Annotated in this window: 15 protein-coding genes and 1 tRNA gene; 9 read left to right on the top strand and 7 right to left on the bottom strand. The window is 70.0% G+C overall.

What is annotated here, in order from left to right:
- Positions 1-71 precede the first annotated feature (71 nt).
- The 4 genes from KIH74_RS28955 (at position 72) to KIH74_RS28940 (ending at position 3,237) form a co-directional block, all read left to right on the top strand.
- Complete coding sequence (locus tag KIH74_RS28955) at positions 72-656, top strand: SigE family RNA polymerase sigma factor (RefSeq protein ID WP_214159551.1); 585 nt, start codon at positions 72-74, stop codon at positions 654-656.
- Positions 657-659: 3 nt separating this feature from the next.
- On the top strand, positions 660-1,643 hold the full coding sequence (locus KIH74_RS28950; RefSeq protein WP_214159550.1) for a superantigen-like protein SSL4: 984 nt from the start codon (positions 660-662) through the stop codon (positions 1,641-1,643).
- Positions 1,644-2,078: 435 nt separating this feature from the next.
- Entirely contained in the window at positions 2,079-2,918 is an 840-nt protein-coding gene (locus tag KIH74_RS28945) for a pectate lyase (protein WP_214159549.1), read from the top strand.
- Positions 2,919-3,042: 124 nt separating this feature from the next.
- Complete coding sequence (locus tag KIH74_RS28940; RefSeq protein ID WP_214159548.1) at positions 3,043-3,237, top strand: hypothetical protein; 195 nt, start codon at positions 3,043-3,045, stop codon at positions 3,235-3,237.
- 65 nt (positions 3,238-3,302) lie between these two features.
- On the opposite strand, the gene KIH74_RS28935 is transcribed toward KIH74_RS28940, so the two are convergent.
- The 3 genes from KIH74_RS28935 to KIH74_RS28925 all read right to left on the bottom strand — a co-directional run bounded on the left by KIH74_RS28935 (position 3,303) and on the right by KIH74_RS28925 (position 4,697).
- Positions 3,303-3,488 (bottom strand): hypothetical protein, encoded by a 186-nt coding sequence (locus KIH74_RS28935; protein WP_214159547.1) that lies wholly within the window; start codon positions 3,486-3,488, stop codon positions 3,303-3,305.
- Between the two features lie 124 nt (positions 3,489-3,612).
- The gene (locus tag KIH74_RS28930; protein WP_214159546.1) at positions 3,613-3,861 is read right to left on the bottom strand and encodes a hypothetical protein; all 249 of its coding nucleotides are present in this window, start codon (positions 3,859-3,861) and stop codon (positions 3,613-3,615) included.
- A 53-nt stretch (positions 3,862-3,914) separates the two neighbouring features.
- Entirely contained in the window at positions 3,915-4,697 is a 783-nt protein-coding gene (locus KIH74_RS28925; RefSeq protein ID WP_214159545.1) for an alpha/beta hydrolase, read from the bottom strand.
- A 168-nt stretch (positions 4,698-4,865) separates the two neighbouring features.
- Here KIH74_RS28925 and KIH74_RS28920 point away from each other — a divergent pair, with 168 nt between their 5' ends.
- Together KIH74_RS28920 and KIH74_RS28915 are read left to right on the top strand one after the other, a co-directional pair.
- Entirely contained in the window at positions 4,866-5,732 is an 867-nt protein-coding gene (locus KIH74_RS28920; protein WP_214159544.1) for a DODA-type extradiol aromatic ring-opening family dioxygenase, read from the top strand.
- Between the two features lie 130 nt (positions 5,733-5,862).
- On the top strand, positions 5,863-7,209 hold the full coding sequence (locus tag KIH74_RS28915) for a family 43 glycosylhydrolase (protein ID WP_214159543.1): 1,347 nt from the start codon (positions 5,863-5,865) through the stop codon (positions 7,207-7,209).
- 65 nt (positions 7,210-7,274) lie between these two features.
- On the opposite strand, the gene KIH74_RS28910 is transcribed toward KIH74_RS28915, so the two are convergent.
- Positions 7,275-7,934 (bottom strand): MOSC domain-containing protein, encoded by a 660-nt coding sequence (locus KIH74_RS28910; protein ID WP_214159542.1) that lies wholly within the window; start codon positions 7,932-7,934, stop codon positions 7,275-7,277.
- Between the two features lie 145 nt (positions 7,935-8,079).
- On the opposite strand from KIH74_RS28910, the gene KIH74_RS28905 reads away from it, so the two are divergent.
- On the top strand, positions 8,080-8,577 hold the full coding sequence (locus KIH74_RS28905; protein WP_214159541.1) for a nucleoside deaminase: 498 nt from the start codon (positions 8,080-8,082) through the stop codon (positions 8,575-8,577).
- Between the two features lie 4 nt (positions 8,578-8,581).
- On the opposite strand, the gene dapA is transcribed toward KIH74_RS28905, so the two are convergent.
- A complete protein-coding gene (gene dapA / locus KIH74_RS28900) occupies positions 8,582-9,493 on the bottom strand; it encodes a 4-hydroxy-tetrahydrodipicolinate synthase (RefSeq protein ID WP_214159540.1) in 912 nt (303 codons plus the stop codon).
- 72 nt (positions 9,494-9,565) lie between these two features.
- Here dapA and KIH74_RS28895 point away from each other — a divergent pair, with 72 nt between their 5' ends.
- The gene (locus KIH74_RS28895; protein ID WP_214159539.1) at positions 9,566-10,465 is read left to right on the top strand and encodes a LysR family transcriptional regulator; all 900 of its coding nucleotides are present in this window, start codon (positions 9,566-9,568) and stop codon (positions 10,463-10,465) included.
- 28 nt (positions 10,466-10,493) lie between these two features.
- Positions 10,494-10,958 carry a hypothetical protein gene (locus KIH74_RS28890; RefSeq protein ID WP_214159538.1) on the top strand — a complete coding sequence of 155 codons (465 nt, stop codon included), beginning with the start codon at positions 10,494-10,496 and terminating at the stop codon, positions 10,956-10,958.
- 23 nt (positions 10,959-10,981) lie between these two features.
- Here the strand turns inward: KIH74_RS28890 and KIH74_RS28885 are convergent, their stop codons facing one another.
- Both KIH74_RS28885 and KIH74_RS28880 read right to left on the bottom strand, forming a co-directional pair.
- Complete coding sequence (locus KIH74_RS28885) at positions 10,982-13,135, bottom strand: amino acid adenylation domain-containing protein (RefSeq protein WP_214159537.1); 2,154 nt, start codon at positions 13,133-13,135, stop codon at positions 10,982-10,984.
- Positions 13,136-13,214: 79 nt separating this feature from the next.
- A tRNA-Pro gene (locus KIH74_RS28880) sits at positions 13,215-13,289 on the bottom strand.
- Positions 13,290-13,499: the final 210 nt, after the last annotated feature.

Here is a 13,499-nt window from a genome sequence, read left to right as displayed (position 1 = left end):
CGGAAGGCAGCCGCGGGCATTCGGCCGCCTTTCGTACGGGCTCTGACAAGGACAAGGAGACGGCTCCACGGATGAGCAGACCCAGGGCGGCGGGAAGCCCGGCCCGACTCGGTCCCGGCGCAAGGACCGAGTTCGAGGACTTCTTCCGTCGTCATCACCGTGAGCTGGCCCGGCTGGCCTACTCGATGACCGGTAACCGGGCCGAGTCCGACGACGTGGTCGGTGAGGCCTTGGCGTCGGCATGGGAACACTGGGATCGCGTACAGGCGGCGGACAGCCCGCTCGCCTACGTGCGCAAGATCGTGGTGAACCTGTCGGTCGAGCGAGTACGAACCGCGGTCCGCGACCGTCAGCGACATCGGCTGATGGCCCCGCTGACCAAGTGGTTCTACCACTCGCCGGACATCGTCGGCGCGGTCGACCTGCAAGCCGCGGTACTTGCGCTGCCCGCCGGGCGGAGAGCGTGCGTGGTCATGCGCCACGTGCTCGATCTGCCCGAGGAGGAAGTGGCCCGGACACTGGGGATCAGTCTGGGCACGGTCAAGAGCCAGACCTCGAAAGGACTCGCCCAGCTGCGCAAACAGCTGGAACCAGGCCATCTGGCCGCTGCCGCCGGCAGCAGCAGATCGGCCCGAACCGCCAGGAAGGAGGCGTGATCCGTGCCCGAGGATGAACTGCTCCAGGCCTTGAGGGCCCTAGGCGCGGATCATGAGCCCGACGTGGCCGCGATCCGTCGGCGTATGGACGACCAGCGCCCGAAAGTGGTGCCGCTGCGCCGACGGGTGGAGGCGGCGCCGCGCAAGCGCCCGGTGCTCCTGTCGGCCGTGGCCGCGCTGCTGGTCGGGGGCGGGGTGACGGTGGCGGCCTCGCAGATGGCGCCGGCCTCCGAGACCACGCCTTCCAAGCTGCCGGTCAACATCCCGGCCTTCGAGACCCCGACGGCCGACACCACGTCGCAGACCCCGTCGCCGAGCGGAACCACGCCCGACGACAAGGACCAGAAGAACTCCACGCCCGACGACGTGGCCACCTCGAAGTCCGGGTCCAAGGCCGGCAGCACGGACGAGCCGGGCTCCGGCTCCACGTCCGACGGCTCGCGCACCACCGACGCCAAGACCGGCTCGTCGTCCACCGGATCCTCCACCCAGGCCATCACCTCGGTCTCGGAACTGACGGCGGGTCAGGCACTCTCGCTGGGTGACGCCGACGAGGACTGGCTGGCCATCGGCACCCGGAACGACCTGAAGACGATCCAGAAGAAGACCGCTCTGGCTTCTCCCCTGATCAGCTTCACCGCTCCGGAGTCGGGTCAGAGCGTGGACGGGCCGTTCAAGCTCTCCTGGACCGGGGGTGCGCCCGAGCAGGACCGCGACGGCACCACGCGCTGGCTCCAGACCGACGGCGCCACGGTGAAGGTGATGGCCTCGTCGGCCGCGAGCACCGTGACGCTCTACACCGGCAACGCGATGAACGTGAGCGTGAGCGGGCAGGACCTCAAGGCCCAGACCACCACGCTGGGCGACTCGGCCGCCGGGTACGCGGTGACCGTCCAGATCCCGTCGCACTCCGGCGAGACGACGATCACACTGGAGAGCGGCCGGGGGCCGGTGCACCTGCTGGCCGCCACCGCGGCATCCAGCTGACCTGCGGGTTCTCCGTCGAGGGCGGCGATCGGCCGAAGCCGGTCGCCGTCCTCGAAAAACTTCTCAGAAACGTGGGCAACCTTTGTGCCCGCTTAACCGACTGAGCGCTGAGGCGATGCGGTTCCGTCGGCCACGAAGCCGCATCAATTCCTGCTCGGGGCGTCGCTTCCTCCATGACGGTGCCCTGAGCAGCCCGGTCCCGCCTGCCCCCTCCCAGGCGGGACCCCTCATTCGCCTCCCCCGGCTGGTCGGAGCCGGGGGAGGCTTTTTCTTGCCCTGCCCCACCCATCCCAGGGGCCCTTTTCTGTCCGTTTGCTGTCTTCACCGGAACTTACGGGTCCGAACAGGTCCGCGTGGGGTTCGGACCAGCAGCCTGGCACGCGTCCCGATTCGGGCGGGTCATCCCCTGGCGGTGACCCCGACGAAAGGATCGACGTGCAGTCCCAGCGCAAGCACTTCCTCACCTCACGACGGGCCCGGCGCACCGCGGCCTTCTCCGCGGCGGCCCTGGCCCTGGCCGGCCTGATCGCGGGGGCGTCCCTGGCCTCGGCGACGGAGGCCGACGACACCACCACGACGTCCACGGCTGCCACGGCGACCTGGCCGACCGCCACCGGCGAGGTCGAGGTGGACGAGACCATTCAGGTCAGTGGCACTTTCGACGGCGATCTCCAGCAGTATTCCGGGGTGAGCGACGGCGGCCAGGAAGAGGGCCAGGACCCGTTGTTCGAGGTCGCCGACGGCGGCACGATCAAGAACGTGATCATCGGCTCGCCCGCCGCCGACGGCATCCACTGCTACGGCACCTGCACCATCGAGAACGTCTGGTGGCTCGATGTGGGAGAGGACGCGGCCACCCAGAAGGGCACCATCTCCGGCCAGGTCATGACCGTCACCGGCGGCGGGGCGCGGGGTGCCTCGGACAAGGTGTTCCAGCACAACGGCCCGGGCACGATGAACATCTCGGACTTCGAGGTGGACGACTTCGGCAAGCTCTACCGCTCGTGCGGCAACTGCTCCAGCCAGTACCAGCGCACGGTCAACATTTCCGACGTCACCGTGATCGCCCCGGGCAAGACGCTCGTCGGCATCAACACGAACTACGGCGACAGGGCCACGCTCTCGAACATCACGATCGTGGGCGACGACGACGCGGACATCTCGATCTGCGACAGGTACACCGGCAACGACGACGGTGACGAACCGGAGAAGACCGGTTCGGGCGCCGACGGCACCTACTGCGTCTACGACGACTCGGACATCAGCTACGAGTGAGCCACCCATGACGGCGGCCCCGCCCGGACTCGTCCGGACGGGGCCGTTTCGGTGCTCATTGCCGCACATCGGAAGACTCGCGGCGGGCCGGGCATGAGCCGGTAGCGGGCCGCGGACTGCTTCGATGGCCGACGTGGCGACGGCTTTCCTGGTGGGTCTGCTGGTGGTCGGCGGGGTGCTCGTGCTCACCGGCCTGATCGTCTGCGCCGAGTACCGGTGGGTGTACCGGGTCGAGTACCTCTGGCGGGTGGAGCGGCGCGACTGGGACGCCTTCTGGCCGGTCGTGGTGCCGCAGCAGGTGCTGGAAGAGCTGTACTGACAAAGAAATTGAGGACGGCGAAGAGCCTGTTCAGCAGCTCGTCGCCGTCCTCACCGGACCGCCGGTCAATTCAGTTCGGCGAACCAGTCGTAGCCCTGGGCCTTCTGCTTGACCTCCAGCCGCAGCACTTCCTGCTCGTGCCACGCCCGCAGGCGGTACACGAAGTTCGGGTCCAGATCCTCCGGACGCACGGCTCCCAGAACCGCGATCGCCTGCTCGATCTGCTCGATGCTCGGTGACGACTCACTCATGCCCGGGAAGCCTAGAGCAGCGACCTGGGTGATGCCCGGGCACGAGCGGTGACGGTTTGATCACTCCGCACCGCAACGGCCGCCTCCCGAAATCGTCCGGCGTCGTTCCGGCGTCATCCAGGCGTCATTCAGGCCAGGCCAGGGGGGTGCCGAACGGGTCGGTGTGCGGGTGGTCCGCGGTGGTCACCCACACCCTGGGGTCGTAGTGCACCCAGGTCGGCTCGCCGGATTCGCCCGCCCGGTCGGCGAATCGGTGGCCCTCCACGCAGTCGTCCCGGATCGAGCGGGTTGCCGTGACCACCTCCAGACGCGGCATCACCGGTACCCAGGTGTGCGGTACCAGTTCATGCCCGGTCACCCTGCGCAGTTCCACGACTCCAGGCTAGGCAGGTGCGGCAGGGCGACGTAGAGCCGACCGGGTGCCAGTCACTTCCGCGCGACCGTCGCCACCTGGTAGAGCCAGCGCTCGCACAGACCGGTCCAGGTGGCGGTGTGCGGGATCGCGGTCAGGGGTGGCATCCGCTCCCCCTCCGGCGCCGGGCCCCACGAAACCCCGTCCGCCAGGCCGAGGCCGTGCCACCCCTCGGGGAAGACGTGCACCTCGCAGCTGACACCCGAAGCGGCGCAGACCCGGGCGAGCTCCAGCGTGTTCGGCAGGCCGGGCGGGTCGTCGAGGGCGCACCAGGCGAACACCGGTCCCGTCGCGGCGGTGATGTGGGCGGCCGGCGAGAACTCGCGACGCAGGTGCAGCCGGTTGTTCGTCATCGCCGCGACCGGGGCGTCGGGCAGCAGCGCCAGATCCGCCACCGCGTAGGCCAGGATGCTGAAATCCGGTGTCGGTGGCCGGATTCCCGGTTCGTCCAGACTCAGCACCGCACCGGCGGCGAGCAGCCCGGCCAGGTGCCCACCGGCGCTGGCCCCGAACACGCCCACCGGGCCGACGGCCAGGCCGTGACCGCCGGCCCGCACCTGGTCGAGGGCCTGCCGGGCCGCCACCAGGGGCCCGGGCCAGTCGACAGCGGACGGGAACGGATAGCGGAAGTGGAAGGCGTGCACGCCGATCGACGCCAGCCAGTGCGCGATCCCGAGCCCTTCGTGCGGGGCGTGGAAGCGATAGGCGCCGCCCGGGAACACCAGAACGGCGGGACGTGGACCGGCGAACCCGGCCGCGGCCGGCACCAGGTCGATGGTCGAAGGATCAAAAGGCAAGGAATACCTTAAGGTTCGGCCCCTCCATGCCTGACGCAGTCCGTCATCGGCACGCGAAGCTGATCTCAGCCTGCCGCCCGGGACGGGCACACGTCAAGAGTGGAATACTTGATTCTTCAAGTTGCTTTGCTGGAAGACCGACTCGCCCCCGTCCCGCTGGAGCCCGCAGTGTCAGACCCGTTCAACCCGAAGGTGCCGGCCGGCGCGTACGCCGCCCTGCTGGCCGACGTGCTGCCCGAGGCCCGGGCCCGACGTCGCTGGGAGCCCTCGGACGGGCCGATGCCCTCACTGTTCGTCAGCCACGGCGCGCCGCCGACCCTCGACGACCCGGACTGGCTGCGCGACCTGTACGCCTGGGGCCGGTCCATGCCGAAACCGCGCGGCATCGTGGTGGTCTCGGCGCACTGGGAGAACGCCCCGCTGGCGATCTCCGGATCGGCCGAAGGCACCGAGTTGTACTACGACTTCGGCGGTTTCCACCCGCGCTACTACACGCTGAAATACCGGTCCCCCGACGCCACCTGGCTGTCCCACCAGGTGGCGGGCACACTGGCCGACACCACACCGCTGCACCAGTTCGTCGACCGCGGGCTGGATCACGGCGCTTTCATCCCGATGATGGCCATGTTCCCGGCCGCCGACGTGCCGGTGATCCAGCTCAGCATGCCCAGTCTCGATCCGGCGGCCCTGTTGCGGCTCGGCGAGCGTCTGCGAAAGCTGCGCCAGGAAGGCATTCTCGTCATCGGCTCGGGCTTCATGACGCACAGCTTCGCGGTGTTCCGCGATCCCGGCCTGATCGGGCACAACCAGGCCTTCGACGCCTGGGCCGTGGACGCGATGGCCCGCGGCGACGTGGACTCGCTGGTCGACTACCGGGCCAAGGCTCCCGGCGTTCGGGTCGCCCATCCCACCGCCGACCACTTCGTGCCCCTCCTGCTCACCCTCGGCGCCGCCTCCGAGCCCGGCCAGGGAGCCGAAACTGCTTTCGGCAGAATCGTGATGGGCAACTCGATCCGCTCGATGCAGATGGCCTGAGTCGATCGGGGACGACGGAACCCACGTTCCGTCGTCCCCGATTTCCATCGTTGCAAAAGCTGAGGGTCTGACATAGCTTCGTCACAGACGGGGCAGAGTGGTCCCGTCCGGCGAAGGAGGTCGCTCGACGATGACCGATGCTCACGACGGGCCGAGGATGGGCCGGCGTGCTCTGCTGGCCGGAGCCGGCGGAGCCCTGGGAGCCGGAGCGGTGGGCCTGGGAACGGCCGCACCGGCCGGCGCCTCAGCCACGGCCCCGGTTCTGGCCACTGGTTCCGGTTCGGCCACCGGCAGATACCCTGCCAACTGGCCCGATCCGGCTCCGTACGGCCGCGCCGACCCACGTCCGGAGCTCTGGCCGCGCGACGACAACTCGCACCTGCTCGACCTCGAACTGAGGCCTCGCGACGAGGCACTCGGCCGGGTCTGGATGCGCGACACCTACGTGAACTGCTTCGAGGTGGACGGCAGGCCGCTCTATGTCGCGACCGGCACCACCAATGCCGAGGGCCTGCCCGGCCCCGGCCCCTACAACGACGGCATCTTCGTCTGGACCGCACGGTCACTGGACGGCCCGTGGAAACTGGCCGACACCAGCAAGATCCGCCCCGACGCCGATCGGGGCAAGGTCTGGTCGCCGGAGTTCGTCACCGAGAACACCACCGACCGCACGGTGGTCGCGCCGTGGCAGGAGTGGTGGGAGGACGACGGCCAGTTCGGCAAGCGGGGCAACGCCTGGGCCCCGGAAGTTCACTACTTCCAGGGCAAGTGGTACATCGTGGCATGCATGGGCGACCACTCCAAGAAGGTCGGCACCTTCCTGCTGATCAGCGAGGGTGGCGTCGAGGGCCCCTACCGGGTGGCGAAAGGCAATCTGGAGAAGCCCTTCGGCGACATCGTCGGCGGCCCGGACTGGATCGACCCGTCGGTGTACTTCCACATCGACGGCGGTTTCTACTCCGAGGGCAAGAAGGCCTGGCTGGTACTGCACAACCACCTCTACGCCCGGTTCACGGCCGACCTCGAAGACATCGAGCCGCTCCAGAAGTTCGACGAGAAACCCTGGGGGTCAGAGCCTTACCTCGAGGGCGCCTACGTGTTCCGGCACGAGAAGAAGTACTACCTGCTGCTGGCCGCCTGGGACTGGACCTCGCTCGACGCCGACGGCAGCCCGCGCTACTCCTACGACGAGGCCGACCGCAGCGGGCACAAGCAGTACCAGTACGACACGGTGGTCGCGGTGTCGGACTCGTTCGAGGGTCCCTACTCGGAGCGTTACACGGCCGGCGTGGGTATCGGGCACAACAACTTCTTCACCGACCACCTCGGCCGGCTCTGGGGCACGTTCTTCCTGAACCCGGCCGGTGGCTACTACTCCAACGCCTCACGGGTCGACGACGCCGCCGTGCCCGGCGTGGTGCGCCTGGAGTGGACCGGGCCGAAGGGTCATCGGATCTATGTGAAACGCCCCGACTGACAGGAATTTCCGGGACGGCGCCGACTCGTCACGAGCTCGTCGCCGTCCCGTTGTTCCGCCGATCGTCATCCGGTGCGCCCGGCGAGCCGGCGCACCACCCGCTCCCGCACCGCGCCGGCCAGGGCCTCCGCCTCCAGCAGGCGGGGCAGCAGGGCCGGTTCCAGGGTCAGGGCGCGGAAGGTCAGGGCCACGCTGACATCGTGATCGGGGCGGGCGATCACCTCCACGTCGTCCCCCGCACGGAACTCCCCCGGCGTGATCACGCGGAAGTACGGCCCGGGCAGGGCCGCCCCGGTGAACTCCTTCATCCAGCCCTGGCGGTCCAGCCAGCCCTGGAAGGTGGAGCACGGGATGCGGGGACGGGTGACCTCCAGCACCACCTCCGGCCCGACCCGCCAGCGTTCCCCGATCAGGGCCTCGTTGACGTCCAGCCCCTCGGTGGTCAGGTTCTCGCCGAAGACGCCGTTCGGCAGCGTCCGGCCGAGCACACCCTCCCAGTGGTCCAGGTCCTCCCGGGCATAGGCGTACACCGCCTGGTCGGTGCCGCCGTGATTGCCCACGTCGTAGACGCGGTCCCCGGCCAGCCCGACCGACCCGTCCCCCATCGGGCCGGGCGAGGTCACCGCCACCGGGCCGGTCACGGGACGCTTGTCGATGCCGGTCAGCTCGGCGGTGCGCCAGTGGTTGCGCCGGGGGTGGCCGATGTTCACCGAGAGCAGCTTCATACCCGGAACGGTAGGCGGCCAGGCCCGATCCGGGCGTCCGGATTCAGGTGATTCGCGGCACCGGTCACGACACCGGGACCGAAACTCGGCCCCGGGTGGGTGTGGTGGCCACCGAGCTCGGCGGCCCGGCGCTACCTTGACGGTCATGGACGTGGACGTCGCCGAATCCGACCACACCGGGACCGTCCTCAGGTTCCGGCCGCTGGTCCTGCGGGCCGTCGAGCTGGCCGGCACGGCCCGCCGCAGGGGTGACCACCCGTTCGGGGCGGTCCTGCTCGACCCGCACGGAGAGGTGCTCGCCGAAGGGCTGAACGGCGTCGTCACCACCGGCGACCTGCGGGCGCACGCCGAACTCGAGGCGCTGGAGAATGCCCGTCGCGCAGGGCGTTCCGGCCAGGTGGCGGGTGGCATCATGATCGCCAGCGGTGAGCCGTGCCCGATGTGCACGGCCGGCCTGGTCTGGGCCGGTCTGTCGCAGATCGTGTTCGCCGCCGCGACCCCGAACTTCGTTCCCTACCTGCCCGACGGCCCGCGCTTCCGGCTGCGCTGCGCCGACGTGGTGGCGGCCAGCACGGCCGAGATCGTGGTCAGCGGGCCGGTCGACGGGGTGGACGCCCTGGCCCCGTTCCGGCCGGGGCACTGAGGTCTCAGCCGATCGGGACGGCCGTCGTCGCGAGGGCCGTGCGCAGCTTGGCCAAGTCCTCGGCCGGCGACTCCAGCAGCGGCAGCCGCACGGCGGCGTGCTCGATCACGCCGAGCTCGGCCAGCGCGGCCTTGGCCATGATGGCGCCCGACGAGGTCCGCATGACGGCGTCGGTCAGGGGGATCAGCGAGGCCGCGACCTCCTGTGCCCGGTCGATGTCGCTCTTGCGCACCGCCCGGATCAGCTCGGCATTGCGGTCGGCCACCAGGTTGCCCACGACACTGACCACACCGGTGGCGCCGCTGGCCAGGTAGGGCAGGTTGAGTTCGTCGATACCGCTGTAATACGCCAGGCCGGTGCTGCGCATCAGCGACATCGCCTCGAACAGGTCGCCCTTCGCGTCCTTGATCGCGCGGATCCGCTGGTGCCGGGCAAGTTCGGTGATGGTGGACGGCGAAAGAGCCAGACCGGTACGCGCCGGGACGTCGTACAGCATCACGGGCAGCTCGGTGGCGTCGGCCACCGCCGTGCAGTGGGCCACCACGCCGGCCTGGGTCGGGCGGTTGTAGTAGGGGGTGACCAGCAGCAGGGCGTCCGCCCCTGCGGCCTCGGCCTCCCGGGCCCGCTGGATGCTGGTGGCGGTGCTGTAGGTGCCGACGCCGGCGATCACCGACGCGCGGCCCTTCACCTGCGCCTTGACCGTGCGGATCAGGTGGATGGCCTCGGTGTCGGTCAGGGTCGCCGACTCTCCGGTGGTGCCGTTCACCACGATTCCGTCGCAGCCCGTGCCCAGCAGGCGGTCCACGAGGCGCTCGACCCCGGACTCGCTGATCGACCCGTCCGGCTTCATCGGGGTCACCATGGCCACGAGGTTGGAGCCGAAAAGCAGGTCAGCAGGGGTCTGCGCGACGGTCATGAGTCGATCCTCGCGCCTGTCATCCTTCCGGTCCAGCGATGGTTTCTTGGCGGTACTGCGTAATCTGGCTTGATGATCGATGTAGCCGCACTGCGTGCACTGCGATCCGTGGCCGCTCTCGGCACGCTGGCGCGCGCCGCCGACGAGCTCGGTTTCACCGCCTCGGCCGTGTCTCAGCAGATCAAACGCCTGGAGCGGGAGGTGGGTGTGCCGGTGCTGGCGCCCGCCGGGCGCGGCGTGGTGCTCACCCCGGCCGGGCAGGCCGTGGTCGACTCCGCGCCCGAGGTGTTCCAGGCCCTGGAGCACTGCGCCGAGGCCGCCCGTTCGGTCGCGGACGGTGCGCCGCGTGGCACGCTGCGCGTCGTCTCGTTCTCCACCGCGGTACGCGGCCTGCTCGCCCCCACGGTGGCGGAGCTGTCGGCCCGCTACCCGGACCTGCGGCTGCACATCAGTGAGCAGGATCCGGAACAGGCGCTGCACAGCGTGGAGGCCGGCACCGCCGACCTGGCCCTGATCCACGACGCCGACGGACTGCCGGTCGCTCTTCCGCCGTCCATGCTTCAACGGCACATCCACACCGACGTCGGCGATGTGGTGCACAGCCGCAGCCATCCCCTGGCCGCCGTCGAGCGTCCCCTGACCGGCGCCGACCTGGTCGGGCACGCCTGGGTGACGAGCCCGCCCGGCACCGTGTGCCACCAGTGGTTCCGGCGACTGTTCGGCAACGCGCCGGAGGACCCCGACGTCCGGCACCTGATCGACGATTTCAGCACGCAGCTGTCGCTGGTCGCCTCCGGCGACGTGATCGCCCTGATCCCCCGCCTGGCCCGGCCGCCGTTGCGCGAGGACCTGATGTCGCGGGTGCTGCGCCGGGCCCCGAAACGGGAGATCTTCGCGGCCTGGCGGCGAAGTGCCCATGCCAGTCCGGCGATTCAGGCAGTGCTCCGGGAGCTAGGGTCTGTGGAGTCATAACTCGCCGCACCAGCCTGGGAGACAGCCGATGAAGATCGACGACACCGTGGAGATCGCCGTTCGCGAAGGCTTCGCGGCATCCGTGGCCGAGGAACCGGACCGCTTCTACGCGGCGATCGAGTCCGTCGTGGACCGGGGCGACGACTTCACCATCAACGCGTTCCAGCTCACCATCAACGTCAATTCGATCATCCTGCAAGACATCCACGAGGGCTCGCTGCCCGAGCTCGACGAGATCGCCGATCTGGCCGAGGACTTCGCCGAGACCCAGGAGGACTGGTCGGAGGTCTCGGCCGAGCTGGCCGGCACCTACATGGCGGCGGCGCTGAGCGAGCAGTCGGTGCTCGAGGTGATGAATCCGGGCGATGTGGCCACCACCGGTTTCGCACTGGGCGGCTGGCTGCTGTCCGCGTTCCTGCCCGACGACAAGGAGTGGACCGACTACCTCGACGAGGTGCTCCAGGTGCTGGAGACCGCCCTCGCCGAGGAGTAGTCCTCGCCCGCTCGCGCGACGACCTACGCCGCGCGCCGTACCGCCCAGTGCGGTGTGACGGTCCAGCCCAGCAGCGGCCGGCCGGGGGAGCACTCCCCGGCCGCCGCGGCGCGCAGGCCGTCGAGCACCTCCGTCATCGGCCAGCGGGCCTCCGGTGTCAGCGCCTCCACGAAACCGGCCAGGTGCTCCCGCTCCCCGGCCAGCGTCAGGAAGAAGACCGCCTGACGCCACGCGTAGGCAGCATCTTTCACCGTGGCCAAGGGTCGCGGCCGGTGCTGGGCCAGTCGCAGCAGGCCGTCGCAGTGCCGGGCCGCCGCCACCGCCAGATCGGGCAGCGCCCGCTGCGGCAGCACCCCGCCCCGGCCGAACAGCACGGCCAGGTTCTGGGTGGTGAGCAGCTGCTGATGCTCGATCATCATCCCGTTGCGGGCCACCGACCTGCCAATGGTGGACGGCGCGGCCGCGCGGCACATGTCGTCGAAAGCCGTTGCCACATCGTCTGCCTCGATCAGGCGGGCGAAGTCGAGGTGGTAGTAACGCTCGTAAAGCGTGCCCCGCAGCAACGTTCCCGCCTCCAGCGCCGCCGCCGAGAACCTCGGCGAGAAACGCCTTTCGAAGATGTCCGCCGCCACTTCCGGCACCAGCGGCAGCGATTCACCTCCGGCTTGGTAGAGCGTGGCGAGTTCCTGGATCAGCGGGTTCGGCAGCAGTGTGCCCGGCCAGGCATCGACAGCGGCGCCGGCGACCTGCCGGGCGACCGCCGTGGCCCGCTCGCCCCCCGACGACACGGCGCAGGACCGCACCGCGAACACCCAGGGCAGCTCGTCGAACTGCACCTGCTTCGCCAGATTCAGCAGCAGGAGCGACCGGCGGCGCCGGAACGCCTCGTAGGCCGCGCCCATCAACCGCCCCAGATCGGCATCCGGATAGGCCGCCGCCACCTGTAGCCCGGTCAGTGCGGGCAACAGCTCGGCCAGCACCTCGGCCGAGGGAATCACCCCGTCGGCGATCAGCGACTCCAACGACCCGATCGTGCCCAGACGCACCTTCCGGGCCACGGACGTCGGCATGACCGCACCGGCGGGCACGCCGAAAACCGCTGCCTCGTCCTCGGTCACCGGCTCCAGCAGGGCGCGGACATCGGGGACTCCCTCGTCCGCGGGCAACAGCGCGCACCGCGCCGCCGCCACCTGGGCCAGACGGGCGTGCGAGGGCTGACGCATGATTCGGGCCTGCACCGCGCGCAGCTCGCTCAGCGCTTCGCTGCCGGGTTCGCCACGCTTCGCGACCACCGCGGCCAGCAGCTCACGGATGCTCCGCAGCCAGTCCTCGGTGATCCGCTGCTCCAGCCGGGCCTGCGTGGCCCGCACCAGTCTGGGCAGGGTCTCGCCCGCCACACGGGACTTCTTCCAGCAGAGCCGATGCGACTCGAGCGCCTGCTCGTAGTCGTTCAGCAGGGTATGACCGAGCTCGGAATGTGCCTCGTCCCAGTCGTTCCCGGCCGACAGCCAGAGCGCGACGAAGCGGTCGGTCAGCGGCTGCCAGACCTGCGCGGCCTCACGCTGGGCCTCCACCCGCGGCTGAGGGCGGGTCAGCCGGAGCTCTTCGCCCACCTGGGAGGCGGACTGCCGGCTGACCTGGCCGGGTGCGGTCCGGCGCGGGCCGGCGGCCCGGGGCATGAAGCGCAGGGTGCCGATGTGTGGGTGGACGCTGCCGAGCAGTTCCTGTGCGGCGGCCAGGTTTCCGTGGGTGAGCAGGTGACCGATGACGAGCAGCACAGCGTCTTCCGGAATCCGCACCTGATAGGCGCCGGTGGCCACCATGGTGCGCAGTTCTTCGAGCCCTTCGCCGGTGAGGTAGGAGGCGAAGACGGCCGCCCGGTCGGGCAGAAGGTTCAGGGCGCGGGCGCGCGCCAGTTCGTCGGCCTCCAGAGGGCCGGACGCCATCGCCCGCCCGGTGGCGAATCCGCCTCGGACAACTTCGAGAGTGACCCAGGGCGGCATCCCGGCCACCGGCGTGCGGGAGCCCGTGGTGACGGCGCCCGACCGGATGCCGTCCAGCGCCGAGACCCAGGCCCGGACCCTGCGCTCAGCGGCCTGACGTGCAGACGCGCTGGTGTTCGTGACAGCCGTCACCAGGGCGCGAGCGAGCTGGTTCTGCGCATAACGGTCGGCCACTGCCCCTCCTCGGATCGCTCTCGGCTCGGGTGGTGCCGGGCCGGCTTCGCTCTCTTGCTGCGAGAGACTGGCCCGGGCATGGCCGGCGTGGCAGGTGCTGCCCCTGCGCCCTCCAGGTCCCAAGCCCGGTGCTCTGCTGCTGAGCTACACGCCGTCGTCGTGTTCCTCCGGTGGTGAAGGACCTGGGCAGCCTAGCCATCCGGTCGATCTTTCTCACCAGGATTTTGATTTGGCCGTAGCTGCCGGGATCGCCGGCTCCAGTGATGGTGCCAGGCACTGAACGGCCGCTCGAGCGCGGACCTCGCCATCGGAATCTGCTGGCGAAGGGATTCCTCAGCGAGTGGGCGGCTCTGATGCCGTGGGT

Origin of the sequence: Kineosporia corallincola, assembly GCF_018499875.1 — a bacterium.
Taxonomy (GTDB): Bacteria; Actinomycetota; Actinomycetes; order Actinomycetales; family Kineosporiaceae; genus Kineosporia; species Kineosporia corallincola.
This window is presented reverse-complemented; position numbering and strand designations above follow the sequence as displayed.